The sequence below is a fragment of the Comamonas terrigena NBRC 13299 genome, assembly GCF_006740045.1.
Taxonomy (GTDB): Bacteria; Pseudomonadota; Gammaproteobacteria; order Burkholderiales; family Burkholderiaceae_C; genus Comamonas; species Comamonas terrigena.
Window position 1 is genome coordinate 2725611 of record NZ_AP019749.1, and the last position, 25531, is coordinate 2751141.

The following is a 25531-nucleotide window of genomic DNA, read 5'->3' on the forward strand; positions in this document are numbered from 1 at the left end:
GTTCTGCACTCCGGCCAGCGTGCCCTGGTGTGCAGCGCCGGTATTGAAGGTGGTGCCGGTCTTCAGCGGGACGGGGTGGCGGAGTGATGGGGTAACGGGGTGATGGGGCTGACCTGCCTGCCCTCCCCCGCAGCTTTTCTGTCGCCAGGCTCAGGCCCGGGCCGACAAGGTCAGTGGCGCCAGCGCCGCCGACTGCAGGCCTTCTGCGGCCACGCGGGCATCTTCCAGCAGCGACTGCAGCAGACCCCAGCCCAGCGGCCAGTGGCCGTGGCCCGATTCCACATTGATGTGACCGGCGTTCTGCAGGCGCACAAATTCGCTGCCCCAGGCACGGGCATAGGCCCCGGCCAGACGCACCGGACAGTACGGGTCGGTATTGCTGGCCACCAGAATGCTGCGGTAGGGCAGCTGCGCATAGGGTACGGGGGCAAAGTCGGCCAGGGCGCCACGGCGTTCGGGGTCGGCGGGCGCCACCAGCAGCGCACCCTGCACCCGGGCTGCGGCCTCTTCGCCCAGGTGGGCGGTGGTGATGCAGCCCAGGCTGTGGGCGGCAATGACCACCGGTTCGGGCCGCGACAGGATCAGCCGCTCCAGGGCCTGCACCCAGGCATCCCGCCGGGGCGTGAGCCAGTCGTCCTGCACCACGCGCTCGGCCTGCGGCAGTTGCTCCTGCCACAGGGTCTGCCAGTGGCCGGGGCCGGAATCCCGCCAGCCCGGGACGATGATGATGCGTGTGTGCTGCGCCATAGCGTGTGCTCCTTGGGGCGCATTGTCGGCAGCACGGCGCACAAATCCAACGACGGATTTTTTCTTTCCATATAGGCATAAGCATCTGCCACGGCGATCGGGGCACCCGATACCTCCCCTGAAACCGGCTCAGTATGCGGGTCAGTGCCCGGGTCCGAGGCCGCGTTCGGCCCGGGTCAGCGCCCGGGTCCAAGGCCCTGTTCCACCGGATCGGCAGACCGCCGGTGGCCTAGATGAAGGCGCCGTCCTCGGCCTGCGGCGCGCTGGTGCCGGGCATGATCTCCCCCAGAAAATCCAGAAAGCTGCGCACTGCCGGCGACAGCCCGCGCCGCGACGGGAACACCGCATGCACGATGCCGGGGTGCTGGCTCCACTGCGGCAGCAGCCGCACCAGGCGGCCGTCGTGCAGCGCATCGGTGCACATATAGTCCGGAATCACGCACATGCCCACGCCCTGCAGCGCGGCCATCTTCAGCGACAGCAGATCGTCGGCCACATAGCGCACCGGGTGCTGCACCTGCTCGCTCTGGCCGCGCGGGCCCACCAGGCTCCAGGTGCACAGGCCTTCCTGGGCCGACATGGCAATGGCCGGCAGGTCCTGCAGATCCTGGGGGTCCTGGGGCACGGCCTGGCCCTGTAGCACCGAGGGCGCGGCCACCAGGATGCTGCGCGCCACATCCAGGCGCTTGACCACCATGGAGCCGCTGTCCTCCACCGTGTCCCGCACGCGCAGCGCCACATCGATGCCCTCTTCCAGCAGATTGACCGGGTGGTTGGCCACGCGCACTTCCAGCCGCACGCGCGGGTACAGGCGCAGAAACTGCGGCACGCGCTCGGCCAGCACGGTCTGCATCAGCGTCACCGGGCAGCTCACGCGTACCGTGCCGCGCGGCTCGGTCTGCACCTGGGCCACGGTGTCGGCCGCCGCCTCGGCGGCGTCGCGCATGGCCTGGCAGTGGCGCAGATAGGCCTCGCCGATCTCGGTCAGCGCCAGCCGCCGCGTGGTGCGCTGCATCAGGCGCACGCCCAGCCGGGCTTCCAGCTCCGAGATGCGGCGTGACAGCCGGGACTTCGGGATGTTCAGCGCCCGGCCCGCCGCGGCAAAGCCGCCGCGCTCCACCACCTCGGCAAAGTACAGCATGTCATTGAGGTCATTCACAGCAAGGCTCCGGCTGATTGTTCCAAATGCGAAACAATCTATCGCAAAAATGCAGGCTTATCAAAGATAGTGTCTGCAATCACACTCTATCCATCGCACACAAAGTGCTTCACACACCACTGGATACCAAGGAACACCATGCAACTGCTACACATTGACTCCTCCATCAACGGTAACAACTCTGCTTCGCGCAAACTGACGGCCCAGATCGTCGACGCCTGGAAGGCCAAGCACGCTGACACCCAGGTCAGCTACCTGGACCTGGTGGCCGAGGCCCCCAACCACTTCACCTCCGCCGCCATGGCCCCCCGCACCGGCCAGTCCGAAGGTCTGAGCGCCGAGCAAGTGACGGAAAACGCCGTGTCCGAACGCCTGGTGCAGCAATTCCTGGCTGCCGATGTGGTGGTGATCGGTGCTCCGTTCTATAACTTCAGCATCCCCACCCAGCTGAAGGCCTGGATCGACCGCCTGGCCCAGCCCGGCCGCACCTTCCGCTACACCGCCAACGGCCCCGAAGGCCTGGCCAAGGGCAAGACCGTGATCATCGCTTCCTCGCGTGGCGGCATGTACTCCACCAGCGCTGCCGCTGAAGCCATGGAACACCAGGAAAGCTACCTGAAGGTGGTGCTGGGCTTCTTCGGCATCACCGATGTGCGCATCGTCCGCGCCGAAGGCCTGGGCATGGGCCCCGATGCAGTGGCCGCCGCCTTTGCCAGCGCCACCAAGGACGTGCAGAGCGTGACCACCGCCGAAGAGGCCGTCGCCGCCTGATGCACCGCACGTTTGTGCTCCCGGCGCCCTTGTGACGAGACCGCGCCTTTTTCCAGCCCCGCTCTGCGGGGCTTTTTTGTGCCTGCGTGCCAGGGCCCTACCCTAGCCGCCTGGCGGGCAGGCCCTTCAGCGCGTCACGCGGTAGGCCAGCAATCCCAGCCATTCGTGCAGCGCGACCTGCCAGCGCAGCAGGCCGTGGGCCAGCGAATACTCGGTCCACGGCGTGGTCTGCGCGGTCAGGAAGTCCACCGGGTACGGGGTGATCTGGCAGCCCGTGGCGGCAAACTCTTCCATGGCGCGCGGCATGTGCCAGGCCGATGTCACCAGCAGCCAGGGCTGCTGGCAGCGCGCGCCCAGCAAGGCGGCCACGCGCTGGGCGTTTTCGCGGGTGGTGCGGGCGCCGTTTTCCAGTTGCACGCGGCCCATGTCCAGGCCCTGCTCGGTGTAGAACTGGCCGGCCATTTCTGCTTCCGTCACCCCGGTGGTCAGCAAGCGCCCTTCACCGCCGGAAAACACCAGCTGCAGCTGGGGGTTGCGGTGCATCCAGCCCGCCGGTACGGTCATGCGTTCGGCGCTGTTCCCCAGCGGCACCTGCTGGTGGTCCAGCGCAATCGCGGGCCGCTCGAAGGAGCCGCCCAGCACAATCACGCCGGCCGCCTGGGCCAGTTGCGCTTCGGAAGGCACTGGGTACCGGTTTTCCAGCGGACGCACCAGGGCATCGGGCAGCGCCAGGAAACCCAGCAGCGCCAGCGCCGCCAGACCCGTCCACTGGAGCCTGCGCGCCAGCCGCTGCAAACGCCCCGGCAACAACAAGCTCAACAGCCACAGCAGCAGCAGCCAGAACGCCGGCTGGGTGACGGCCGACAGCAATTTGGACAGAACAAACATCTCACTCCCTCTCTTGGTAGGGAGGGATTCTGTCCCATGCAGCCCGTCCGTCGGACCTCAGGCCCCAAGGACTGCGGGCAGCAAGGCCGCGGGTTGGCCGAGGGGCGCAGGAGCGCGCCCGGAAGGCGCCCGGAACGTGGAGCCACGCGCTCCGGGGCGGAACACGGTCTCACCCCAGGCCCTGTGCGGAAGGGGGCCGGTGGCCCCGGTCTTGGGAGGTGGCGCTTACTGCCCCACGCCGCCATGGGCGATCGACCATTCGGCCGGCGCCTGCAGAAACTCTTCCCAGGTCTGCAGGGCCGCGTCGCTGAACTGGCCGCGCGCGCGGGCCTGTTCCAGCACATCGCGCCAGTCGCACAGGGCGTGCACGCGCACGCCGTGCTGCTGCAGCACCGGGGCGGCCCCCAGGCAGCCGTAGTCGAACACCACGAACAGGTCTTCCACGCGGGCGCCTTCGGCGCGCAGCGCATCGATGAAGCTCAGCTTGTACTGACCGGCGGACACCATATCGTCCACCAGCAGCACCTTGCCGCCCTGCTCCACCACGCCTTCGATCTGGCGTACCCCCACGGCACGCTTGCGCACGTACTGCAGCGGCAGGTCCATCTTCTCGGCCAGCCAGGCCGCAAAGGCGATGCCGCTGGATTCGCCGCCGGCCACGCCGCTGAGCCCCTGCAGCGCGCCCGCGTCCAGCAGGCGCTGCAGGCCTTGCTTCATCAGCTCGCGGCGGATGGTGGGAAAGGAAATCAGGCGGCTGCCGTCCATGTAGACCGGCGTGGTCCAGCCCGAAGGCAGACGGAAGGGGTCGGTGGTGCGGGCGTCGACGCAGCCGGCATCCAGCAGCCAGCCGGCGGCCTGGCGGCGCAGAAACTGCTGGTTGGTCAGGGGGGAGGAAGCAGCGGTGATCGAAGTGTTCATGGTGTATCAGGGTAAGCAGTGGCCGGTGGCGAGGGCAAGGCAGTGGCCATGCGCGCCACCAGGGCGCGCAGCCGACGGGCCCCTTCGCGGCCCTTGCAGGCGGCGTTCCACAGGGTTTGGGTCATGTTTTCGTGCAAGCGCACGGCTTCGGGCGAGGTGGTGACCATGGCAATGCCGTTGCGCACATTGGGCAGCTCCCCCAGGCGGAACGGGCTGTGCAGCAGCACATGGTGCTGCGGCCCCCGCAGCAGCTGGTAGGTGGCGGACGGCATGGCGTCGTCCACCAGACCCACCTGCACCTGCCAGGGCTCGCTGTCCATCAGGTCGGCCATGCGCAGCACCTCGTCGCACGCCGCCTGCACGCGCTGGGCGCGCACGGCAGCGGGCAGATCGACGCGGCCGACCAGGCCGGTCAGCACAAAGCGCTCCAGCTCGCGCAGGCCCACCAGGCTGACGATCTGCGGCTTGCGCAGCGCAAAGTCGCGCCTGCGCTCCTGCAGCACTTCCAGCATGCGGGCGATTTCCCGGCGGCGCAGGGTCGCTTCATCCGCCAGCAGCGTGGCGGGCAGACCTTCGTACAGCATCTGCCCCAGGTGGCCCAGGTAGGCGTCGGAGGTGAGTAGCAGCGAGATCGGCTCGAAATGCGCCAGGATGCGGTCGGACTTCTCTTCCAGCTGGCGCATGCGCTCGAACAGCGCCAGCGCGCTGGCGTAGTACTCGGTCTCCACACCCAGCAGCGAGGCCATGCTGGTGCCCAGCAAGGCGGCCAGGCGCTCCAGCGTATCGATCTTGACGATCTCGCCCTTTTCCATGCGGTAGACCACCGCACGCGACACCCCCAGCTGCGCCGCCACATCGTCGGCCTGCAGGCCGGCGCCGATGCGGTAGGCACGCAGACGGTCGCCCAGACCGGCATAGTCGATGGCCGGGCGGGGACTGTCAGCGGAAAAAGGGGTGGCGGTGGCGGTCATGGAAGGTGCAGCAAATCACGGGCTGGCGCGCACTATAGCGATGCGTGGCGTGCGATGCGCAGCGTGCGGCATGCGATTGCAGCGCGTTCAGGCGGGCAGTGCCTCCAACATATCGGCCAGCACCTGCACGCCCTGCATGAAGTCGTCCATCTCCATGGCTTCGTGCGGATTGTGCGAGCCGTTCTGGTTGCGCACAAACAGCATGGCACTGGGCACGCCGCCGTTGGCAAACAGCGCGGCATCGTGGCCGGCACCGCTGGGAATGCTCTCATGGGCAATGCCGCGTGCGGCACAGGCGCGGGACAGCAGCTCGGACAGCTGGCCGTCTGTGACCGCCGGGTCGCTGAGCAGGCGGCGGTCGGGCTGGAACTGCACGCCGCGTTCGCGCTCGATGGAGCGCATCTCCGCCTGCACCAGTTGGTAGAAGGCTTCCAGCGTGTCGATGCTCTTGCTGCGCGCCTCCAGGCTGAAGCTGGCATAGCCCGGCACGCGGGAGATGGAATGCTCGGCCGGGTTGGTCTGCAGCACGCCGCAGGTCACCACCAGGTCGGTGCCGCGCTCCAGCAGCGCACGCCAGTGGGTGTCCAGGCGCATGATCAGGTCGGCCACGGCAAACACCGCGTCGTGGCGCAGCCAGCGCGGCACCACGCCGCTGTGCTGGGCTTCGCCCACGCAGCCAATCAGGTTGTGGCGCACATTGCCGCGGATGCCGCTGACCACGCCCAGCGGGATCTTGCGCGCCACCATCACCGGGCCCTGCTCGATGTGCAGTTCCACATAGGCGCGGATGTCGCCCGGGTTCAGCAGCTTTTCCTGCCGGGCAATGGCCTCCACATCGGCGCCGCTGGCCTGCATGCATTCGCGCAAGGTCTTGCCGTCGCCCCGGCGCTGCAGCTCCAGGTCGGACGCTGTGAGCTTGCCCCACAGCGCGCCCGAGCCCATATAGGCCTTGCCGAACCAGGCGCTTTCCTCGCCGCGAAAGCCCACCACCTTCAGCGGCACCGCCAGCTGCACGCCCGCGCGGCGCGCCGCCACCTGCACCAGCAGGCCGGCCACGATGCCGGCCAGGCCGTCGTAGTTGCCGCCCTGCGGCACGGAATCCATGTGCGAGCCCACCCACACGGCCGGCACGCTCCGGGTGTCCGCCGGGTCGCTGAAGACGAGGTTGCCCGCGCGGTCGCGTGCCACCTCCAGGCCTTCGCCCCGGGCGAAGGTCTCCAGGTGCTGGGCCGCCAGGTCTTCACCAGGCCCGTAGCTGGCGCGGGTGACCCCCACGCCGTCGAAAGTCAGGGAACGGATGTCGGCGAACAGCTGCGTCGCCAGCGGCTGGAAAGTCTGCAATTCCATGGGGAGAGAGAGGGTGCGCACAGTGCGCGACCCGACAGGGGTTGCTAAGGCAACATGATAATCTCGAAAAAGATACCGACTTTGAATGACACAAACATCCGAAGGAATTCAAAATATCTTTTTTGATACAAACCGGGCGCAAAAAAGGCCTGCACGCGGCAGGCCCGGGTGGCGACAGCGCAGGAAGCGCAGGCAGCGCACGCTCTGCGCGCACTGCGGCTGCGGCCCTCACTTGGTGGCGGCGATATCGTCCAGCGTCTTCTGGCCGAACTTCTTGGCGAACTGCTCGTAGGGCTTGTCCAGCGCCTTGCGGAACGCGGCGCGGTCCACGTTGTCCACCACGGCCATGCCGTGCTTGCGGGCCTCTTCCACGCCCTTCTTTTCCACTTCATCCACAAAGGTGCGCGACGCCTTGCCGCCGATCTTGGCACCGTCGGTGAAGGCTGCCTTCTGCTGGGCGTTCAGGCCGTTCCAGAAGCTGGGCGAGACCAGCAGCACCATGGGGGCGTAGACGTGGGCCGTCAGCGACAGGTGCTTTTGCACCTCCCACAGCTTGGCCGAGGTCAGCACGGAGATCGGATTCTCCTGGCCGTCGATGGTGCCCTGCTGCAGTGCGCTGACCACTTCCGGCCAGGACATGGGCGTGGGCGAAGCGCCCAGCGCGCGGAAGGCGGTGATGTGCACCGGGTTCTCCGTCACGCGGATCTTCAGGCCCTTCATGTCGGCCACGTTCTTGACGACGTGCTTGTTGTTGCTCAGGTGGCGGAAGCCCTGCTCACCCCAGGCCAGCGCGATCAGGCCGCGCTGCTGGAACTTGGCCAGCAGGTCGGTGCCGAACTTGCCGTCCAGCACATTGCGGGCATGGCCCAGGTCACGGAACAGGAAGGGAATGTCCACCACACCCACGTCGGCCACAAAGTTGCTCAGGGCGCCGGTGGACACAACGGCCGCTTCCACGGTGCCCAGTTGCAGGCCTTCGATCAGCTCGCGCTCGCCGCCCAGGGCGCTGGAGGGGAAGTGCTTGAACTGGAAAGCATTGTTGGTGGCCTTTTCCACATAGCCGGACCAGCCTTGGGCGGCCGCGCCAAAGTGCGAAGCCTGGGCCAGGGCATAGCCGATCTTGACTTCCTTGCCGGCAGCGGCAGCGGTCAGGCTGGACAGGCCCAGCAAAGCTGCAGCCGAACTGGCCACCAGAGTGCGACGGGAAAAACGCATGACAGGGGATCTCCTTAGTTATAGCGACGGGACGTGCGGGGAGGATTCTAGAGAGGCCCGCCCGAAAAAGCGGACGGACGGTAGAGACGGTTTCGCTGGGCGATTACACCACTGCCACCGTTGCAGGCCGCCCGGCCACGCCACGTAAACGCAGATGCCCCCCAACCCAAGCACGGCAGAGGACTCCCCTGCCCCTGCCCCTGCCCCTGCCCCTGCCCCTGCCCCTGCCCCTGCCCGCCCCCGCCCGCCACGGCACGCAGGCGCCACACCGGGCACGGCGGGGGAGGCTGGTGTGGCGGACATGGCACGCACGCAGCGCGTGGCGATCGGTGCCTGGGACAGCGCCCCCTGAAGCACCCCGGTGCCCCATGCCCTTTTCCCTCAGCACGCCGCAGCATGACCGTGGCGACCAGGCTGCCCTCCGCCTGCCTCCCCCGATGCCCACCATGCAACCAGCAGACGACCCCACAGCGGCACCATGCCCGCGCGGCCAGGCCGTCAGGCGCTTCCCCTTTTCGGACGCGCCGACATCCCTGCTTGGTGCAGGGTTAATTGCGAATGATTCTCGTTATCTCATATACTTCATTCCAACGAGCGGCAACCTCTACTGCTGCTCGCGAGTTTCATCGTGGGGCGCCTCGCAGGCCTTCGGGTCTGCAAAGCGTTTTTGCTAGCCAGCGGTTCGCCCGGTTAGCCAAGCACTTTTTCAAAGCACGACCGACTCCATCTCGCCAGCGCCAGCGTGCCTCCTCTGCCGCGCTGCTTCGCGCGCCCTCCCCCTCTTTTTCCCTGCCTGCCCGCCTGCGGCAATCCCGATGACGGCCCTATCAGCGGCCCACCGGGGACTCAGCGCATCTGAAACAGCTCCTGGTGAAACCGTTCGGGCGGCAGGCCGTGGGCACAGAAGTCTTCGCGCAGCGCCTGGCCAAACCCTGCCGGGCCGCAGAACCAGATGCTGGCGGACCGCCACTGCGGCACCGCCGCCCGGATGCGCTCGCCGTTCAGGCGTCCATCCTGGCCGTCGACCAGCAGGTGCAGGCGCACATCCGCCGCTGCGGCATCGGCCGTCAGCTGGTCTATCGCAGCCTGCTCGTAGTCGGCCGTAGGGTGGAACAGATCCACCGTCCGGGTGTGCGGGTGGGCGGCGCGGTGCTTCAGGCGGGCCACAAAGGGCGTGATGCCAATGCCCGCACCGATCCAGATATGGTGCTGCAACCCATCCTCAAACGTGAAACAGCCATAAGGGCCTTCCACCGTGACCGGCATGCCGGGCTTCAGCCGCTCCCGCAGGCGGCTGGTGTGGTCGCCCAGCGCCTTGGTGATGAACGTGAGCCGGCCCTCTGTCGGGTTCCAGGCCGAGGCAATGGTGTAGGGGTGCGCGCCTTCCGCCCGGTCCGAGGTGACAAAGGCAAACTGCCCCGCCGCATGGCCGGGCCAGCCGGCCTCCAGCGCGACCGTCGTTTGCAGCACGCGCAGCGCCGGGTACTCGGTCAGGGTCTCGATCCGGCCCTGCACCTTGCGCCCGGCACCGATCCGCCCTGCCAGGGCCAGTACCGCAGCCACGCTGCCGCCCAGCAGCAAGAGGGCCAGCACCACGCCGACCGGCTGCGTCCAGTAATCGGACTTGGTCAGCACCACGGAGTGGTAGGCCAGGGCCAGATAGGCCAGCGCCAGCACTTTGTGGGTCTTGACGAAGAGGTGGTAGGGAAAGCGGTGCACCAGGGCCAGGACGATCAGCACGGCCGTCAGGTAGAAGGTCCACTCGCCCACGGATTCCGCCAGACCCCGCTGGCTGCGCAGCCAGGCTTCGATGCTGCCCATCGCCTCGGCAGCATGGCCCTTGCGGGCCGGCTTCTCCAGCCAGCCCCAGCCCACCATCCACTTGGTTCCCTTGGCCCACCACCAGTGCAGCACCGCCCACACCAGCGCGGTGATGCCCAGCCACTTGTGCAGGCGGTACATCTTGTCCAGGCCGTCCAGGTGCGGCTCCAGCCACTTCGGCCGCAATGCCAGCAGCATGGCAATGCTCATCAGGCCGATGGCCAGCACCCCGCTGTACTGCACGAACACGGTGCGAAACGAGAAATAGCTGAACGCCTCGGGGCGCAGCGTATCGGCGGCCAGCCACAGCGCGGTCAGCACCAGCAAGATGGCGACAAGAGCAAACTGGATGCGCTTCATGCATGACCTCCGTTCTGATGTGGGCAGCCCTGCCGCCATCTTAGGGACATGCCCTCCATGGCGCGTGCCTCCGCCCAACCGGCAGGCCCGCACAGGATCAACGGCACGCCCTGGCGGCTATGGCGAACCGCGTCGGCAGTGGCTGCCAACCATTGAAACCCAGAGTTTCTGCCCGACTGCCGCAGTGCGAGAACGGTCTGTGACCAGGATCAAGCATGCAGGCCTTAGAACAACGTGTTCAAAGTCTCCTCGCGACGCGCCAGTGTCTTTGCGGGATGGGCTACAAGGCGCGATACCGCAGCAATAGCCGCGCTATTGCGAGGATTCGTAACACAGTAGACCGCCCGCAAAGCCACGGGCCCGAAGGGTTGGAGCGAAATCGGGCGATTTCTTCGCGCTGTGGCTTGCTTGCACACGAGTGCAAGCTGCGACCCATCGACTCGAACTCATCCCGATTGCGCTCCACCGCGCCTGCGCAGAGACTTTGAACACGCTCTTAGAGCCTTCGCGCCCTGTCCCCAGCTGTCCACAACCCCCTCCGGCACGGCCATGCCATGGGTGGTGGACCCAATGGCACAGGCCTCCAACCCGCGCACCTGCCGCCTGTCACACCCCACTACTACCCTAGAGATGGGCGGCGCAGCGTAAGACTTCCGGGGTCGCTGCAGCGCAGGCAAAGGCACAGGCAGAAAAAAAGGCCACCGCGGTGGCCCTGAAAACCTGTGGTTGCGCGCTTACTGGCCAAACCGGCGTTTGGCGTCCGTCACGCACTTGTCCTTGGCATCGCCGGACAGGGCGTCGCACCGTTCGGCGGCCGCCTTGTAGTCCGCTTCACGGACATTCTTGTCAGCCTCTCTGCGCACCGCAGATACATCGGCGGCCTTGGAGTTGGGGTCGGCGTTGGGCTCGTTGCGCACCTCGGCCACCTTGGCCGCTTCCAACGCCTTCACATGGGCGGCCTTGGCGTCCTTCTTGCAGACGTCCTTGGCATTGCCGGACTGGTCGTCACATTTCTCGGTGGCTACGTCATAGCCGGCATCCGCCCGGGCCTTGGCCGCCTTGTAGCGGTTGCTCTCGCTGGCATCCTTCTTGTAATCCAGCTCGGCCAGCGCCACCTTCTCGTGGCCCTTGGCTTCCTTCTCGCACACATCCTTGGCATTGCCATTCATGGTTTTGCAATGCGCCACGGCGGCTTTGTAGTCGGCACTGATACGGTCTTTTTCGGCCTTGTGCTCGGCAGGTGTCAGTGCGAATGCCGAGGTGGCCATCACGGCCGCCACGCAGGTGGCCAGAAGTTGGGGGAATTTCTGCATAGTCGGTCTCCTTGTGGGAGTGGGAGGGGCTGCCGGCTTGCCAGGCAGCCCCCGCAAGATCGGACGCTTATTCGTCCCAGCGGAAGTCGGGGTTGCGCTTTTGCCAGTCGGTCAGCTGCTGCTCAGCCACCTCCTTGGCAATGCCCTGGCGCTCCTGGAGCTTGCCCAGGAACTGATCGCGCTTGCCGGCAATGACGTCGAAGTCATCGTCGGTCAGCTTGCCCCACTGTTCCTTGATCTTCCCTTTGAACTGCTTCCAATTGCCTGCAATACGGTCTTCGTTCATATGGCCTCTTCTTGGGTTGGACGGAGAGTGGTTCCCCGTCGAAGTTGATGGCATCTACCGGTGCGGTAGGGGGAAGCCCTACTCTAAGAAGCGGAGCCCGCCCCCCTCGTCGGGCATGGGGGCACATGGCTGTGGGGGTGTACCTACCGCGTGTGGGACCTCTTGGAACGCTCCCCCAGGGGCAACCCTGTAGGACGAAACGAAGGGTTACGAGAGAAAAAATCCCGCTCCACGCCCCAAAAAAGGGCAAAGCCGAGCGCGCACTCCCCCAACTTACCCTTTCGCCAGTAGGGCCGGCCATTGCCTTGCACCGCGTGCAGGCAGACCATGGGAACTCCCTGACGCGTGCAAGGCTTGCCTATGAGTGGACAGACTCCCAATCCCAACTGGCCCAGCAAAACGGGCGCCCCCTCCGGTGGTGGTCGCGGCAACAACCCGCCCCCAGGCGGCGGGAAGAAGTGACGCCCCTGGCCGATTCACTCCAGCCCCTTGCGAGGGGCTTTGTTGTGCCTGCCGCGCAGCACAGGAACCGCTCTGCTGCAGAGAATGGCAACACGCCTGTCGGCACGCAAAGGCCCCAAACTTCGGACCCCACACCGCGACACATGGTCTTTGCGAAGGGGCTCCGATCGGCAATGCGCACATACTGGTCCTAGTCCCGGCGCAGGTCACTGATGGCAATCCAGCCTGCTCGGCACAACCCTGCGCAAATCGGCGCATGCCGCCAGCGACAGGAATCCTTCTGCATGACAGGTTGCCGGAGACGACCATGATCAGACTCCAGCTGCAACTTGAATTGGCCTACACGGTGCTGCCACCGGGTGCCGACTTTTTCTTTTACCTCCATGCGGCGCGCACCGCCCACCAGGTGGTGCCGTATGAAAACCTCACCATCAGCCAGAGCGGCGCCACATGGGATGTGCAGCAAAGCCAGAACGTGGGCCAGCGCTGCCTGCGCCTGCATGCGCAACCCGGGCCGCTGCGCGTGCAGTACCAGGCCACCGTGGAAATCTCCCACCACCTGGGCGACCCGCTGCACATTCCCGAGGTCCCCGTGCACCTGCTGCCGCTGGAGGTGCTGCACTTCATCTACCCCAGCCGCTATTGCCAGTCCGATCGCCTGTCGAACTACGCGGTAGGACTGTTTGGCCAGTTGCCACAAGGCTATCTGCGTGCCCAGGCGATTTGCGACTGGGTGCGTCGGCATGTCACGTTCCGCTCCAACAGCTCCAGCGGCACCACGTCAGCCGTGGACACGCTGATAGAGCGCGTGGGCGTCTGCCGCGACTTTGCCCACCTGATGATCGCCCTGTGCCGCGCCATCAACCTGCCCGCGCGCTTTGTCACCGGTACCGACTACGGCGCCGACCCGACACTGGGCCCGCCCGACTTCCACGCCTACGTCGAGGTGTACCTGGGCGATCGCTGGTATCTGTTCGATCCCTCGGGTACAGCCGTCCCCATGGGCATGATGCGGCTGGCCACGGGGCGGGACGCCGCCGACGTCGCCTTTGCCACCATTTTTGGCGGTGTGGTCAGCGAGCCTCCCCATATTCAGGTGTGGACCGACCAGGACCCCGCACACGGCTGGGCGCAACCCGTGCACACGCTCCAGGCGCTGTCCACCGACGGGGTCACACCGGCACACGGCCAACCGGCAGTCACCAGCTAGGGCAACCAGGGCTCTGCCCCATCTGGCGGCCCCCTGTCTCTGGCTGCCCTGTGCGCATTCCGTGCACGCACCACGGCAGCGGGCTCTCTTGCCCGTCAGCGGCCCCTCGTGCGCAGCACAACCACACCGGCCCCTGCAGCCGAGCCAATGAGGCAATCCGGGACATGTGGCTCAGTGCCGGCACCCCAGGGATGAACAACGGTCAGGAGAGATAGCAGGCCAGGGCTGGAGATCCCTCGGCTCCGGCGCCATGGCGGCCGCAGAAAAAACAAAGGCCCTGCAGGGCCTTGTTGAATGCATGAAAGCTGGAGCGGGTGATGGGAATCGAACCCACGTTATTTGCTTGGGAAGCAAGAGTCCTACCATTGAACGACACCCGCAGCGCTGCGGATTATAGGCATGGGCAACGCGGCCAGAACGCGCCAGCGTGATTTTTTCTTGCGGCCTCACGCATCCGGCAAGGGCCGCAGGCTGCGCCGGCTTTCAAAGCGGCGCGGCACCCCGGTGACCGGGTCCACAAACTCCAGGCTGCGCGCCAACAGCTGTAGGGGCCGCGAGAAGTCCCCCGGCTCGGCATCGTTCACCACGGGGTACAGCGCATCCCCCCACAGCCCCAGCCCCAATGCCGCCATGTGCACGCGCAGCTGGTGGCGCTTGCCACTGATGGGAGACAGGCGGTAGCGCGCCCAGGCGCCCTGGGATTCCAGCAACTCCATCTGCGTGCGGCTGTTGGCCTCCCCCGGCACTTCGTGCATGCGGATGAAGTCCCCGCTCTCGACCATGCGGCTGGCATGCTCGCGCGGGAAGGTCACCTCGCTGCGCCAGGGCGCCACAGCCTCATACGTCTTGTGCACCAGCCGGTCGCGGAACAGCGCCTGGTACGCGCCCCGGTCCGCGCGCTGCACGGAAAAAAGCACCAGGCCCGCAGTGTCCCGGTCGATCCGGTGGACCGGCGACAGATCGGGCAGACCCAGCTGCCGCTTCAGGCGCACCAGCAAGGTATTCTGCAGATAGTGCCCGCCCGGCATCACCGGCAGAAAATGCGGCTTGTCCGCCACCACGATGTGCGCATCCTGGTACAGCACCTGCGCCTCGAACGGCACCTGCGGCTCGGTGTCCACCTCGCGGTAATAGTAGATGCGCACACCCGGCAGAAAAGGCGTGTGGGCATCGATCCGCTGCCGGAACTCGCTCACCACCTCGCCCTGCGCCATGCGCCGCAACCAGTCCGCACGTGCCACCGCCGGCAGGCGCTGCACCAGATAGTCCAGCACCACGCCATCCCCGCGCGAAGGCAGCACCACACAGCTGGGCTTGATGCCAGCGCGCACAGGAAGAACTCGGGGATCGTGGGTGTTGTACATGGCCATGCGCGCACGCAGCGCCCATCCATTCACACAGGGGAAAATGAAAAAAGCGCTGCAGCGTGTCAGCCGCAGTGCTTGTATGTGTGAAGGACTGCGGGATGCAACCACAGCACACAGGGGACGCTGCGCGGGTCTGCGCAAAATGAGGGGCCATTTTACCCGCGCAGGCAGCAGGCTACAGATAGCAGATAGCCGTTGTGCACGGGGCATCCAGGGCATAGCCCCGCAGAGGTTGCCGCCCCTGCAAGGCTGGGGCTCCGGCGCATGCATCCACACTCGGCGCCGCTGCCACCTCCCTCGATACGTCGTCAACCTGCCCTGTCGTACCAGGTGTATGCCTGCGGCCTCCAACCTCAGACCTCCGTCCTGGCCACACACCACGGTACGCGGGGTCGTGTGCGCCGCTCTCCATCGAAGCTTGGCCCTGGATGAAAATCGTATCCATGCAATCCGTCATTTCACCACCACCCGGCAAGGCATGCCCGGTGGTCATCCGCGATCACGGCCACCTCGAGATCCTGGCTTTCGAGCACCCCTTGGCAGGCCTGCAACTGGTCAAAGGCACCATCGAGCCGGGCGAGACCTCCGCAGCAGCAGCCCTGCGTGAATTGCGCGAAGAAAGCGGGCTGCATGCCTCCCACGTCGCAGCGGACCTGGGCCTGTGGGCATCCGGCCACGCCAACCAGATCTGGGCATTTCATCTGTGCGAGGTGCACAACCCGCCCGACTCCTGGACCCACCGCACCAGCGACGATGGCGGCCACGACTTCCGGTTCTTCTGGCACCCACTGTCGCAACCTCCCTCGGCGCAATGGCATTGGGTGTACCAAGGGGCACTGCGGTACATCGCCAGCAAACTGGTCGTGTGACACCGCTGGAAGCAATATGCCAATCGCGGATACCAAGCGTGGCGAGCGTCCCCGCGCATTGAGCTTGGCAGTTGGCCTGCGGTGCACGCAGTACGACAGCGACACGCGAAATATCCACGCGGTGTGAACGGCTCCCGCCAACTTCAGCCCAGAGTTGCCCGCCCACAACCCTGATGTGACGTCTCGCTAAAGGAGCAAGCTCGCAGCCACATTCACGGCTTCGCCACCACTGACCCAAGCTGCAAGTAGCACCTGTCCATCTGCAAGTTTCGTCTAGGCTGGAATGCCATCTGGCAGCGGTGACCATGCAAGATCCAGGCGACAACTCGCCGCAGAAACCAGCGGCTGCCAAACAACTGCCCCTTCACACCATCGAGCGCGGTCGTGCTGCTTCGGAGCTCAGCCCTGGTCTCGTCCACCTGCGCCAGCGCGTTGTCTCCCTGCCATTGCCCTCGCGCCAGTGCTTGAGATTGCTGTTGCCTGCCTGGAATGATGTCCAGATTGCAAATGAAATGCTACATTCCTGCACCTTAGCGGTGCAATTTAGCACATCGCCTGAAAAGAGTTTCAGCCCCAATTCTAAATAAAACAAATATTAGCGCATGTTTTTAGCAACGGATCAGACAGTCAAAATAAATACCCGATATGACTCCATCCAGGCACTGCGTGGAATCGCAGCATTGCTGGTTGTCTTCTTTCATTTCCGATCATTATTCAACCTTCCCAACTATCCTCTTGGAGATAATCTGTTTTCATATGGAGGGACAGGGGTAGCGTTATTTTTTATAATTAGCGGATTCGTCATGGGCCTTCCTGATTACAGGCCCGGATTGAATTCCATGCTTGAATTCTCTATAAAGCGGATAGCACGCATTGTTCCATTGTATTTGATAGCATCAATTGCCTGGTGCTACGTGACCATTCCTGACTTCAAATTAATATCAACGAGTCAAGACAACATAGAGTTAATTAAATCATTATTCTTCTACCCACTGTCTAATGATCATGCTCCAATGTATGGGGCAAAATTATTTGTTGGGTGGACTTTGAACTATGAGATTTTTTTCTACGGTATCGTAGCACTCAGCATATTGTTCAAATTTCCAAAATTAGTAATATTGCTTTTCTTTGGCACCACCCTGATTATTATACCTTTTTATTTTCGCGATATAACTTTATCTCCATATCTCGGGTATAAGTTCAATTCTGGCTACCTAAATATCGCCACGAATCCTATAATATGGAATTTTATTGTTGGATTTTTTATTGCAAAATTAGTGAAAATACTTCCAAAAATAAACCAAGAGCTAATTTTTTCACTATGCTTGATTTCTGGATTTTTGGTTTTTTGGCAGATGTTTTCTGGATATGGAACAGGCCACGGAATAACCCAATCCGGCGCGGGCTTCGCTGTAATGATTACAGCATTTGCGTGGTATGAAAAGTACTATTCGCCCAAGATCAACAAGCATCTTGTCTATCTTGGAAATATATCTTTTTCGATATACATTTGGCATTTCATCGTACATTCATTTTTTGAAGATCTATTTCTTAGAATGGAAATGAGAAATTATCTTTATGGATTTCTTTATGGAACATCCATGGTAATAATCACCATTATTTTCTCTCGATATTCATACATATTAATAGAAGATAAGATATCGAATTTTATAAAAATATGGCTACTGAAGCTTATACGCCTTAAGCCAATTAATGTAGGCTAAGTTTATTGGCTAACACCACTTTTTCGGATGCCTTCGCAAAGCCGGTTATGCACGCCGTCCTCATGGCACGAGGGCCGTATGCAAAGAGTTTTAGCGCCAGTTGCAACCCTTAGACCCGACCTTCGCACTTTTTCTAAAGGCGACGCTCGCAATCTCGCTGTGAGCGCAGAAACCGCCCTCAATAGCGGCTTGTTCCGGCTGCAAACAGGTACTCCATGGGAAATTCCTTAGATACGACAGCGGCATGACTTGCCGGCGGCGCGCCCGCGCGACTGGAGTGCCGCAGGCGTCTGGTAGCAGTTACACCAAGTGAAGGTAACTCGCGTGCGTGAACATGACCAGATCGAAGTTGAGTCCGCATTTATAGCTCTTCAGAACCAACCCCGAGGAGCCAGGAAACGGGCTCCAATCCAAACGACAGAGGCAAAATCGACCCCAAACGGCACATCGTTGTGGATCCCGCAGGCATCCCATTGGAGATGCTTGTCAGCGAAGCCAACAGACACAACTCCAAATGTTCGAGAAGTGCATTGACGCGGTTCCTGCGATTGCAGATTTGCCAGGACGCCCCCATCGAAACTGCATATCAACGAAGGCTACGACTTCACGCGTTGCCTTGCTGACCTAACACCGAGGAGCATCACCGCAGCATTGCCTAACGAGGCGTGAAAGCACCGCTGGCTGGTGCAGAGAACGCACGGATGGTTTGCAGGCTTTGGCAAGCGACGAATCCGCTTTGAACTGGATATTCACGAAGCACTGCTGAAATTGGCGGTAGCGATCATCTGCGAACGCTTCGTGAACAGGTGGTGTAGCCACTCTTAGTTGGCACCAATCTTTGAGGGATTTGAATATTATTCTTTATTTTAAAAAATATATTTTCTAATTTATTTGCCCACAAAGATGTAGGATCCTCAATATATTTTTTCCAGAAAAAACTTAGGCCCAATGCAATCGACATCTTTACAAAAATACCGCCATATATACCAATAACAGTTACTGGAGATGGAAAGTATTTCTCAAAAATGCCCCACCTCAATGCCCAATGCGTAAGATAGAGAGCAAAAGATACATCGCCTAGCCACACAAGAAATTTAGGGAAATTAATCATCCCTCGATACTCAATAATAGTGGCCCCTAGAATAACGAGGCCAGCTGGTAATGCAGCTCCCAAAAAAGAGAACCCTTTCGCTTTATCCACATTTAAGTACCCATAAATTAGAAGAGTAACACCCAGAGCGAAAATAAGCCATGCAAAGAGAGTTGGAATTTTATCTTTAAACTTGTAAAAACCCCATGCGGCTGCGATTCCCGGAATAAACTCAAGCATCATCGGATTCGTTATCAATCGAAGATAAACCAAAGAAAATTGAGTATCCCTATTGGAATCAAATGATGGCAAAATCCCAAAGAAAATTGGCAATATAAAAACAAAGAATAAGATTATAGATACCGCCGCAGCAAGAGCAAATCTTCCGAAAAAAAGACTAATACAGAAGATTAAATAGAATGCAATTTCGTAACATAGCGTCCACCCAACGTCATTCATTAACAATGAGTAATATGGAGCTTGCAAATTTCCCAAAGGGATAAAAAACATCATTTTCAGGAAGTCGACACCACTAGGGTCACTCTTGCTTAACAAATAAGCAATGAACAGCATGCTCACCCAGTACGAAGGAGCAATTCGAAAAAATCGCTTAATAGCAAAACTACCTGGATTTGCCGGCTCCGCTCTAGACAAGACGCCTACCCACGCCAATATGAAACCGCTGATTACAAAAAATATATCTACACCCAAATAACCTTTAGAAAGAATTTCTGCAGCATAAGAGGTCGATTTATCAGACCATAAAGGAAGAGAAAAACTAAAATGATAAAAAACTACCGAGACTGCTGCAAAGCCTCTTAAGCATTGCAACGAATCCATTTTATTCTTATTCAATAATGTCATGCCAATTAATTTCAATATTAATTATTTAATGCAATAATTCCTAGCGTGAGCTAATAATTTGCGGAGCTGTGGCAGCAGTCTGTTGATCGAACTGATTGCATCATGCTCAAGAACGACTTAGCACGACAGGCCGGAAAGTTAGGCATGCAGTGTAACAACTATGCATTGGCTAGACACAGCAGCACAGCGCATGGAGGGAAGCGAAATGAAGCTGATCAGCAACGAAGCCTGAGACAGACTTCACGCGACCTTTAACGCCAGTCAAAGATCTAATTTCACAGCCGACACCCGCTGACACTGCTTTGCATACTGCTGCAGATAGTCGATTTTTGCAGCGTCCTCTGCAATGGCGTCTCGGAGATCGAAAACACGCTCTGATATGCCTGCATCGAGCGCGATGGCGTCATTGCCCACACCGCCGGCGGCGGCATCTGTGGACCCTGGACCACCGGGTTGATCGACGTAGCGGGTGACGATGCGCACCCCGCAAGTGCCTGCGCGCACGCAATCACGCAGGCGCTGTGTTTCAGTTTTTGCATTGCTTAGTTCCTCAGTGCTTTTCTTGTCAGCAGCGGCCAGGGCCCGGCCCACCTGCTGCTCATAGGCCCGCACAGCATCCGCTGCTGCCCGGGTTTTGGTGGCGATATCTGCCAGCACACCGGCATGGTCCTGACGCAGCTGGGCCAGTGCGGCATCCGCCCGCCAGCCCTGGGCAGCCCAGCCCGCTGCAAAGGCGCTGGCCAGCGCCAGGGCGGCCAGGATGCTTTTGCCCCGGCCCGTCATGCCAAGCCTCCCTCGCACAGCTGGCGCTCGGCCGCGCGCCGGCGCACCAGGCCCGACAGCTGCTTGCCGCCGGCGTAGGTCCAGCGGCTCAGCTCTGCGCACGCCCCGGCCATGTCCCCGGCATTTGCCTTGCGCACCAGGGTAGAGGCACAGAACGCCCCCTCCCCCACGTTGAACGCAAAGCTCAGGAATGCGGCTCGCTGGCCATCAGTCAGTTGCTCTCGGATGCAGCCCAGCGCGTCGGCATGCCGGTCCAGATCCTGGTACAGCATGGCTTCGCACTGTTCGCGCGTGAAAGTCTGCCCCATGCGCAGCTCAGGCCCTGTGTGGCCGGTGCACGCGGTCACGATGCCGATGGGGTCGCGGTACGTGCGGTACACGGTGCCCTCATGCGTGGCCACGAACGGCACCACCACCGCTGCAGCTGCAGCCCCGATGGCGGCTATCAGTTGTTGTTTGTAATTCATTTGGGGTAGATCCCCCGAACTGCATTCCAGGCTGCGGTGAGTGCCAGGCCCAAGCCCACAATGGCGGCCATGGGCCGGGCCAGCTTGCCCAGCCAGTTGAGCACCTTGAATGCACCTTTCATGGCCGTGAAAAACTCCAGCAGATCGGCCAGTTGCTGCTTGAGCTCACCCAACTCCTGGCGTGTCTTGCCCAATTCCCTCTCGATTGCCGCCATGCGCTCGCTCCCATTGTCAAAACGCTCATTCACCTGCTGGGCTGCCAGCACCGGCAGCTCGTTTCCGAAGTCGTCCATCACCCCTCCCCGGGCGTAAAAAAACCCGCCGAGGCGGGGTTGTGGTCTGCGCACTGTTCAGCGTGTCATTTCAGCAATGACCGCAGCGTGACGTTCCGGCGTCAGAAATCCGCGCTGCTCCATGAATTCCAAGCCCCGCACCATTTCGGGGTCGTCGTATGTGATGTAGTCCGCGATGGTGAAACGGTCGTAGAACAGCTTCACATCCACGTCCCTCATGGCTGCACTGGCAATGGCCCGCTGTTCTTCCGGCGTGAATAAATCGAATTTGGCTTTACCTGTGTAGCGGTTGTAAATATCTTGCGCTTCGGATGCGATAGGTTTTTGCGTATCCCAGTAAATATTACTCATCTGTAGGCACCTCTATTTCGCCATCTTTGGCAGTTACAACCACATTATCTAGAATGGTAGGACATGCGATGGTGATTTGCAATTCTCCATCCACGCGTGCAACCGGGCCAATAATCCATGCGCTCTTTGTCTCAACGATATAGCCATCAGGCAGCGGGGAGAAATCAAAGTCCTCCCCATTTATCTTCAACAAGTCGCCGCTTTTATAAAGCTCCAAAGTGTCGAACCGAAATTGCGGTGTGAATTTGATTTTCATAATTAGTACCAATAGCCTTGGACAGAATAGGAAGTAAGAGTAATGTTCTGCGCAGTTCCTCCGTTCTTTCCGACAGCAGCAATAGCCTGAGCTCCTGCCATTTGCGCATAACCATACATGAAGTCTGGAGACGTTCCTGGGTTTATCTGTGCAAAAACTACGGAAGACTTAGAAAGCACTACAGGCGTAGGCGTGGCATACCCTGAATACACAACAGGGGTGTTTGCAGCAACGCTCGTAACAGTAGCATTTGGGGTTGCCAATATGGTTAGCGACCCATCGTTACGCAAGATAAATGTGCCGTTCGCGTTGCTACCATACTGCACTTGGCGGTCAACAACCCAGTTGGTTCCGTTGTATGTAGCAACAGTGTCAACATCTGTGCGAATATATCCGGCAGGCAAAGCCACCCCAGTAACTGTAACTGCCCCCACCGCACCAAGGCCATCAACATTGATTGTTGTGGCCCCGGTATTTGCAGCAGTTGCACGAAATGTCTTTATTTGCCCTCGCACCAATGAAGTCTGCGGATATACAGACGACAAGGTTATTGCGTTTGCAGTGCCACCGTAGGTTCCAAACGCCCACGCCATGTGTCGGATGGTTATTTTTGCAGCATCCGACAAACCGAGGTCACCGCCGACAACAAGATTCTTCGCCACACCCAGGCCGCCGGCGATACGCAATGCCCCCGTTGTCGCAGACGTAGATTCTGTGGTGTCGGTAACGTTAAGCCATCCGTCAATTTGGTTCTGTGTGGAACCCGCAAGATGGATACCCCACTTAATCCCATAGGTACCAGACCCTGCGTAAACACCACGGAACAAGTACGCCGTGTTGATAGTGCCGGCATTTGTTATTGAGGTGTAGCTACCCAACGCACGAACCAACGTGCTATTGGTATTAGTGTTGTTTATATAACTAGCAACGCCATATGAGTCATTAGTTTGCTTTGCAGTCGTCCCTACGTGCTGACTAATGAACCATCCTGCATAAGCGTTTGCCAGATTCTGAGTCCGCGCAGCATTATCTGTAGCATACCCACGCGCACCCGCAATAACAGTGGCTTCGCCCACACCGTCGGCTGCAGCAGAAACTTCTGCCACTGCTTCAGAACCAACAAGTGAAATTGTAGACCCCGCTAGTTGGGCCACCGTATTGTTGCCTCGCATTCGGAGGTATGCAGCACGATGTGTGCGCCCAGCAGTCAACGTAGTTGAGTCGGTGGAAATATCAAAATTTACACCTGATATATTTCCGTTAGCTGGGAATGTGGTATCTGTGCAGTAGACCCCCACGCCAGTATTCCAGGTGGTGCTGCCAATACCGATACGACTGGCATTAAATCCACCATAAAAAGACTGCACAGCCGTCCACGTCTGCGCCGTTGCAGTCAGAACAAACTGCTTCCATGTGCTAGTCGGAATATCCTCAAACCGCCCAGCGTAGAACACAGGTTTTGCAGTGTCCCACCGCAGCGACATAAAAGACCATGTATCGAGGGTCTTGCTGAAGAAGCCAGGGCTATACCGCATTTCGATTGGTATGGTTTCACCATCCGCCCGGTAGAACCCCGACCCTTTAGCCAAACACTGCGCGAAAAAGTCCTGCAAGCTAGTTGCAGATATACGCGTGGCTTCGACCTTGGTTGCCCCAGCCTCAACGCCATCCAGCTTCAGCCGCTCTGCTGGCGTCAGCAGGCGCGCAGGATCAATGGACACCGCCGACTGCGCAGCACTCTGCGCCGCCGCATTCGCCTGCTGGGCGGCCGCATTCGCCGTGGACGATGCGGCTTGCGCATCGCCCTTGGCCAGTTCTGCTGCGCTCTTGGCACTCTCTGCCGCCAGCTTGGCTTCGGCGGATGCCAGCGAAGCGCCGCGTGCTTCCTGCAATGCCTGGTTGGAATCGATCACCGCGTTCTGTGCTGCAGCAACCATGTCCGGGATGCCGGATGAATCCACCACATCCTGCGCCTGACGCGCCGCCGCCTGGGCCGCGGCAACCGCCTCGGCAATGGGGCCTGCCACCGTGATTTCCTCGGGGTCCTGCAGCAGCACCACATCGTCGTCGGTGATCGTGACACCCTCCACGGTAGTGCGCAGGCTATAGCGCCCGTTCACCGCGTAGAAATAGAAATTGCCCGAGCTGTCGGTGACCAGCGGATTCGGCGCGGCAATGGCGCCGGCGCGGTCCAGAAACAGGCTCGCCAGCTCGCCGGCCTCGTTCAGCACCGTCACGGGCACATTGCGGATCGCCGCGCCCGTGGTGCTGGTGATATTGGATTTGTACTTTTGCATCTGCCCTTCCTTATTTCACGCGCATCACATGGCAGCCGGTGGTGGCAATACCGCGCGCTTCGGTGCCGCCCTGCTTGGTCACCGACACCTCGTGCGTGTGCGATCCCGCTGCCGCCGCCGTACCGCTCACGTCGTGCGCATGTGCGCCTGCGTCCTGTAGCTTGGAATAGCGCACATAGCTGCGGTTGGTGCCAATGGCGCCATAGGTGTCGGTGGCCCCATCCGGGTTGCCTTGCCCCTCGTTGCCGGTATAGCCATGGTTGTGGCTGCCCGCCTGGCCGGTGCTGCCACTGACGGTGTGCGAATGCGCACCCGCCTGGGTGACCGCCGCCGCGTGGTCGTGCTCCTTGTTCTGGCTGTCCTGGATCAGCCCCGGCGCACCCGCAGACAAAGCCCCGTCACCGCGTTTGACGGCAGCGCCAAAGCTGTCCTTCTGCTTACCGTTGTTGTCCGGCAGGCGGAACGTGGTGGCCCCGTCCCCGCTGGAAAAGCTGGCACGCTTGGCCTTGTCCGCCCACCAGTCCGCTTCCGCAACCAGCGGATAGCCACCGGTCGACACAAACTGCCACAGCGCCGGGTAGTCCGCGCGCAGCAGCAGATCCCCATCCTCCGGCTTGAAATTGGCTTTGATCCTGGAACGCGCCCCGCCCCACCACATCGATCCGCCAAGGGGCATGCCAGCGGCGGCCACCTCATCGCGCAACTGCGCAATGCAGGCCGCGTGGAACCGGATGTAGTTGTCCAGGTTCGGAAAAACCGGCTCCGTGCCGGCGGGATAGTTCTCCGCCGAATTCGGCGAAAGCTCGTCTATGCTGTTGGGTACTGGCATGGATTGCCCATAAAAAAAGCCTCCACAAGGGAGGCTGGTGAATAAAAACCCGCTGCAGGCGGTTCAAGGAAGAAGCATGAAGGGCTGGAGAAAATTCTTTTACATCGTGGACAAAGGTTCCGATCTGCTTCTGATGTTCGCAGCTGTATTTATCTACTATGCTCTTGGAATTGGCCTTTTGATCAGTGGGTTTTTTCTTTTTTTCAGATGGGTTATCAGACCCACAGGTCTTCGCAGTGACTTCCCCCGCCTCATAGCCAAAATTTCTGATCTGACCATCCAGTCCATCGACAAGATTACTGACTTATTCCATCAGTTCATTGAAACCATCGCCGGAATTCCGGATACCTTGCGCCAACTCAGCCTTGAAACCTTCACCCAATTCATCAGCGGGTGGCTGACCCAATCAGGATTCGCTCCCTCAACCCATGTCTTTATCATTGCCATGGCGGGCCTGGCGATAATTTTCTTGATCGTGCTGCAATATTGGCCCCTAGTGCTCCGACAGGCACGCCACCCACTCACACCCCGGTGGCTTGACGCAGCCTGGGCCCGTACCGGCGGCCCACCCGTCCTTGACGTTCGCTGCCATGAGAAAAGCCTTTATCGTCGGAATTTGTTACGATAACGATACAAACACCACCTCAAGGGAGAACACTGCAATGGGAAGCTTCAGCATCTGGCACTGGTTCACTATGTTCATATTCGGACTCGTTGTCTGGCTTGCAGTGGCATGGCCCATTGCACGAATCCTGACAAGAACCGGCCATTCGAAATGGCTGGCCGTGCTGGCGCTGATCCCGGGTGTGAACTGGATTTCTCTCTGGATCTTTGCCTACAAGCCCTGGCCTCGCGAAGGCGAATAACGGTTCA

At 60.8% G+C, this 25531-nt stretch carries 25 protein-coding genes, 1 tRNA gene and 1 pseudogene; 7 read left to right on the top strand and 20 right to left on the bottom strand.

Going from position 1 to position 25531, the window contains the following annotated elements:
- Positions 1-150: 150 nt before the first annotated feature.
- A complete protein-coding gene (locus tag CT3_RS12195) occupies positions 151-747 on the bottom strand; it encodes an RBBP9/YdeN family alpha/beta hydrolase (RefSeq protein ID WP_066532861.1) in 597 nt (198 codons plus the stop codon).
- 229 nt (positions 748-976) lie between these two features.
- Complete coding sequence (locus CT3_RS12200; RefSeq protein WP_066532863.1) at positions 977-1906, bottom strand: LysR family transcriptional regulator; 930 nt, start codon at positions 1904-1906, stop codon at positions 977-979.
- Positions 1907-2044: 138 nt separating this feature from the next.
- Here CT3_RS12200 and CT3_RS12205 point away from each other — a divergent pair, with 138 nt between their 5' ends.
- Positions 2045-2677 carry an FMN-dependent NADH-azoreductase gene (locus tag CT3_RS12205; RefSeq protein WP_066532867.1) on the top strand — a complete coding sequence of 211 codons (633 nt, stop codon included), beginning with the start codon at positions 2045-2047 and terminating at the stop codon, positions 2675-2677.
- Positions 2678-2803: 126 nt separating this feature from the next.
- Here the strand turns inward: CT3_RS12205 and CT3_RS12210 are convergent, their stop codons facing one another.
- The 8 genes from CT3_RS12210 to CT3_RS12250 all read right to left on the bottom strand — a co-directional run bounded on the left by CT3_RS12210 (position 2804) and on the right by CT3_RS12250 (position 11796).
- Entirely contained in the window at positions 2804-3565 is a 762-nt protein-coding gene (locus CT3_RS12210; protein ID WP_066532868.1) for a YdcF family protein, read from the bottom strand.
- A 225-nt stretch (positions 3566-3790) separates the two neighbouring features.
- The gene (locus tag CT3_RS12215; protein WP_083520207.1) at positions 3791-4483 is read right to left on the bottom strand and encodes an orotate phosphoribosyltransferase; all 693 of its coding nucleotides are present in this window, start codon (positions 4481-4483) and stop codon (positions 3791-3793) included.
- Positions 4480-5454, bottom strand: a complete 975-nt coding sequence (locus tag CT3_RS12220) for a helix-turn-helix domain-containing protein (protein WP_066532869.1) — start codon at positions 5452-5454, stop codon at positions 4480-4482. The genes CT3_RS12215 and CT3_RS12220 overlap by 4 nt, the downstream gene beginning before the upstream one ends.
- Before the next feature lie 87 nt (positions 5455-5541).
- Positions 5542-6801 (bottom strand): hydantoinase/carbamoylase family amidase, encoded by a 1260-nt coding sequence (locus tag CT3_RS12225; protein ID WP_066532871.1) that lies wholly within the window; start codon positions 6799-6801, stop codon positions 5542-5544.
- 228 nt (positions 6802-7029) lie between these two features.
- Positions 7030-8016, bottom strand: coding sequence for a TRAP transporter substrate-binding protein (locus CT3_RS12230; RefSeq protein ID WP_066532874.1), 987 nt, complete (start codon positions 8014-8016; stop codon positions 7030-7032).
- A gap of 846 nt (positions 8017-8862) precedes the next feature.
- Positions 8863-10197 carry a ferredoxin reductase family protein gene (locus CT3_RS12240; protein WP_066532875.1) on the bottom strand — a complete coding sequence of 445 codons (1335 nt, stop codon included), beginning with the start codon at positions 10195-10197 and terminating at the stop codon, positions 8863-8865.
- A 734-nt stretch (positions 10198-10931) separates the two neighbouring features.
- Positions 10932-11510, bottom strand: a complete 579-nt coding sequence (locus CT3_RS12245) for a hypothetical protein (RefSeq protein WP_066532881.1) — start codon at positions 11508-11510, stop codon at positions 10932-10934.
- A 67-nt stretch (positions 11511-11577) separates the two neighbouring features.
- The gene (locus CT3_RS12250; RefSeq protein WP_066532883.1) at positions 11578-11796 is read right to left on the bottom strand and encodes a CsbD family protein; all 219 of its coding nucleotides are present in this window, start codon (positions 11794-11796) and stop codon (positions 11578-11580) included.
- Positions 11797-12565: 769 nt separating this feature from the next.
- On the opposite strand from CT3_RS12250, the gene CT3_RS12255 reads away from it, so the two are divergent.
- Positions 12566-13468 (top strand): transglutaminase-like domain-containing protein, encoded by a 903-nt coding sequence (locus tag CT3_RS12255; RefSeq protein WP_066532885.1) that lies wholly within the window; start codon positions 12566-12568, stop codon positions 13466-13468.
- Positions 13469-13774: 306 nt separating this feature from the next.
- On the opposite strand, the gene CT3_RS12260 is transcribed toward CT3_RS12255, so the two are convergent.
- Both CT3_RS12260 and CT3_RS12265 read right to left on the bottom strand, forming a co-directional pair.
- A tRNA-Gly gene (locus tag CT3_RS12260) sits at positions 13775-13848 on the bottom strand.
- A 66-nt stretch (positions 13849-13914) separates the two neighbouring features.
- Positions 13915-14832: a pseudouridine synthase gene (locus CT3_RS12265; RefSeq protein WP_066533346.1), complete on the bottom strand. Its 918-nt coding sequence runs from the start codon at positions 14830-14832 to the stop codon at positions 13915-13917.
- 446 nt (positions 14833-15278) lie between these two features.
- On the opposite strand from CT3_RS12265, the gene CT3_RS12270 reads away from it, so the two are divergent.
- The 3 genes and pseudogenes from CT3_RS12270 to CT3_RS12280 all read left to right on the top strand — a co-directional run bounded on the left by CT3_RS12270 (position 15279) and on the right by CT3_RS12280 (position 18253).
- Positions 15279-15704 carry an NUDIX hydrolase gene (locus tag CT3_RS12270; RefSeq protein ID WP_066532887.1) on the top strand — a complete coding sequence of 142 codons (426 nt, stop codon included), beginning with the start codon at positions 15279-15281 and terminating at the stop codon, positions 15702-15704.
- Between the two features lie 602 nt (positions 15705-16306).
- On the top strand, positions 16307-17428 hold the full coding sequence (locus CT3_RS12275; protein WP_083520208.1) for an acyltransferase family protein: 1122 nt from the start codon (positions 16307-16309) through the stop codon (positions 17426-17428).
- Positions 17429-17475: 47 nt separating this feature from the next.
- Positions 17476-18253, top strand: a pseudogene (locus CT3_RS12280) (transposase family protein).
- On the opposite strand, the gene CT3_RS12285 reads toward CT3_RS12280, so the two are convergent.
- The 8 genes from CT3_RS12285 to CT3_RS12320 form a co-directional block, all read right to left on the bottom strand.
- Entirely contained in the window at positions 18210-19358 is a 1149-nt protein-coding gene (locus tag CT3_RS12285; RefSeq protein ID WP_172591794.1) for an acyltransferase family protein, read from the bottom strand. The pseudogene CT3_RS12280 and the gene CT3_RS12285 overlap by 44 nt on opposite strands.
- A 285-nt stretch (positions 19359-19643) precedes the next feature.
- A complete protein-coding gene (locus CT3_RS12290; protein WP_066532893.1) occupies positions 19644-20165 on the bottom strand; it encodes a lysis system i-spanin subunit Rz in 522 nt (173 codons plus the stop codon).
- Positions 20162-20632 (bottom strand): lysozyme, encoded by a 471-nt coding sequence (locus CT3_RS12295; RefSeq protein ID WP_066532895.1) that lies wholly within the window; start codon positions 20630-20632, stop codon positions 20162-20164. Before CT3_RS12295 ends, CT3_RS12290 begins: the two co-directional genes overlap by 4 nt.
- Positions 20629-20925, bottom strand: a complete 297-nt coding sequence (locus tag CT3_RS12300) for a hypothetical protein (RefSeq protein WP_066532897.1) — start codon at positions 20923-20925, stop codon at positions 20629-20631. Before CT3_RS12300 ends, CT3_RS12295 begins: the two co-directional genes overlap by 4 nt.
- 57 nt (positions 20926-20982) lie before the next feature.
- Entirely contained in the window at positions 20983-21276 is a 294-nt protein-coding gene (locus CT3_RS12305) for a hypothetical protein (RefSeq protein WP_127446220.1), read from the bottom strand.
- Positions 21269-21532, bottom strand: coding sequence for a hypothetical protein (locus CT3_RS12310; protein ID WP_066532902.1), 264 nt, complete (start codon positions 21530-21532; stop codon positions 21269-21271). The genes CT3_RS12305 and CT3_RS12310 overlap by 8 nt, the downstream gene beginning before the upstream one ends.
- 2 nt (positions 21533-21534) lie before the next feature.
- A complete protein-coding gene (locus CT3_RS21345; RefSeq protein ID WP_172591793.1) occupies positions 21535-23829 on the bottom strand; it encodes a hypothetical protein in 2295 nt (764 codons plus the stop codon).
- A 10-nt stretch (positions 23830-23839) separates the two neighbouring features.
- Complete coding sequence (locus CT3_RS12320; RefSeq protein WP_066532906.1) at positions 23840-24658, bottom strand: hypothetical protein; 819 nt, start codon at positions 24656-24658, stop codon at positions 23840-23842.
- A 37-nt stretch (positions 24659-24695) separates the two neighbouring features.
- Between CT3_RS12320 and CT3_RS12325 the strand changes: the two genes are divergently transcribed.
- Together CT3_RS12325 and CT3_RS12330 are read left to right on the top strand one after the other, a co-directional pair.
- Positions 24696-25286 (top strand): hypothetical protein, encoded by a 591-nt coding sequence (locus CT3_RS12325; protein WP_127446221.1) that lies wholly within the window; start codon positions 24696-24698, stop codon positions 25284-25286.
- Positions 25249-25524, top strand: coding sequence for a DUF4349 domain-containing protein (locus tag CT3_RS12330; protein ID WP_218568114.1), 276 nt, complete (start codon positions 25249-25251; stop codon positions 25522-25524). The genes CT3_RS12325 and CT3_RS12330 overlap by 38 nt, the downstream gene beginning before the upstream one ends.
- Positions 25525-25531 lie beyond the last annotated feature (7 nt).

What these genes read in the sequence shown, in the direction of transcription:
- CT3_RS12215 (WP_083520207.1), bottom strand. Translation starts at nt 4,483, where the DNA reads ATGAACACTTCGATCACCGCTGCTTCCTCCCCCCTGACCAACCAGCAG.
- CT3_RS12320 (WP_066532906.1), bottom strand. Translation starts at nt 24,658, where the DNA reads ATGCCAGTACCCAACAGCATAGACGAGCTTTCGCCGAATTCGGCGGAG.
- CT3_RS12245 (WP_066532881.1), bottom strand. Translation starts at nt 11,510, where the DNA reads ATGCAGAAATTCCCCCAACTTCTGGCCACCTGCGTGGCGGCCGTGATG.
- CT3_RS12310 (WP_066532902.1), bottom strand. Translation starts at nt 21,532, where the DNA reads ATGAAAATCAAATTCACACCGCAATTTCGGTTCGACACTTTGGAGCTT.
- CT3_RS12305 (WP_127446220.1), bottom strand. Translation starts at nt 21,276, where the DNA reads ATGAGTAATATTTACTGGGATACGCAAAAACCTATCGCATCCGAAGCG.
- CT3_RS12295 (WP_066532895.1), bottom strand. Translation starts at nt 20,632, where the DNA reads ATGAATTACAAACAACAACTGATAGCCGCCATCGGGGCTGCAGCTGCA.
- CT3_RS12290 (WP_066532893.1), bottom strand. Translation starts at nt 20,165, where the DNA reads ATGACGGGCCGGGGCAAAAGCATCCTGGCCGCCCTGGCGCTGGCCAGC.
- CT3_RS12210 (WP_066532868.1), bottom strand. Translation starts at nt 3,565, where the DNA reads ATGTTTGTTCTGTCCAAATTGCTGTCGGCCGTCACCCAGCCGGCGTTC.
- CT3_RS12330 (WP_218568114.1), top strand. Translation starts at nt 25,249, where the DNA reads ATGAGAAAAGCCTTTATCGTCGGAATTTGTTACGATAACGATACAAAC.
- CT3_RS12265 (WP_066533346.1), bottom strand. Translation starts at nt 14,832, where the DNA reads ATGTACAACACCCACGATCCCCGAGTTCTTCCTGTGCGCGCTGGCATC.
- CT3_RS12300 (WP_066532897.1), bottom strand. Translation starts at nt 20,925, where the DNA reads ATGGACGACTTCGGAAACGAGCTGCCGGTGCTGGCAGCCCAGCAGGTG.
- CT3_RS12250 (WP_066532883.1), bottom strand. Translation starts at nt 11,796, where the DNA reads ATGAACGAAGACCGTATTGCAGGCAATTGGAAGCAGTTCAAAGGGAAG.
- CT3_RS12275 (WP_083520208.1), top strand. Translation starts at nt 16,307, where the DNA reads ATGTTTTTAGCAACGGATCAGACAGTCAAAATAAATACCCGATATGAC.
- CT3_RS12225 (WP_066532871.1), bottom strand. Translation starts at nt 6,801, where the DNA reads ATGGAATTGCAGACTTTCCAGCCGCTGGCGACGCAGCTGTTCGCCGAC.
- CT3_RS12270 (WP_066532887.1), top strand. Translation starts at nt 15,279, where the DNA reads ATGCAATCCGTCATTTCACCACCACCCGGCAAGGCATGCCCGGTGGTC.
- CT3_RS12205 (WP_066532867.1), top strand. Translation starts at nt 2,045, where the DNA reads ATGCAACTGCTACACATTGACTCCTCCATCAACGGTAACAACTCTGCT.
- CT3_RS12230 (WP_066532874.1), bottom strand. Translation starts at nt 8,016, where the DNA reads ATGCGTTTTTCCCGTCGCACTCTGGTGGCCAGTTCGGCTGCAGCTTTG.
- CT3_RS12285 (WP_172591794.1), bottom strand. Translation starts at nt 19,358, where the DNA reads ATGGATTCGTTGCAATGCTTAAGAGGCTTTGCAGCAGTCTCGGTAGTT.
- CT3_RS12220 (WP_066532869.1), bottom strand. Translation starts at nt 5,454, where the DNA reads ATGACCGCCACCGCCACCCCTTTTTCCGCTGACAGTCCCCGCCCGGCC.
- CT3_RS12255 (WP_066532885.1), top strand. Translation starts at nt 12,566, where the DNA reads ATGATCAGACTCCAGCTGCAACTTGAATTGGCCTACACGGTGCTGCCA.
- CT3_RS12240 (WP_066532875.1), bottom strand. Translation starts at nt 10,197, where the DNA reads ATGAAGCGCATCCAGTTTGCTCTTGTCGCCATCTTGCTGGTGCTGACC.
- CT3_RS21345 (WP_172591793.1), bottom strand. Translation starts at nt 23,829, where the DNA reads ATGCAAAAGTACAAATCCAATATCACCAGCACCACGGGCGCGGCGATC.
- CT3_RS12195 (WP_066532861.1), bottom strand. Translation starts at nt 747, where the DNA reads ATGGCGCAGCACACACGCATCATCATCGTCCCGGGCTGGCGGGATTCC.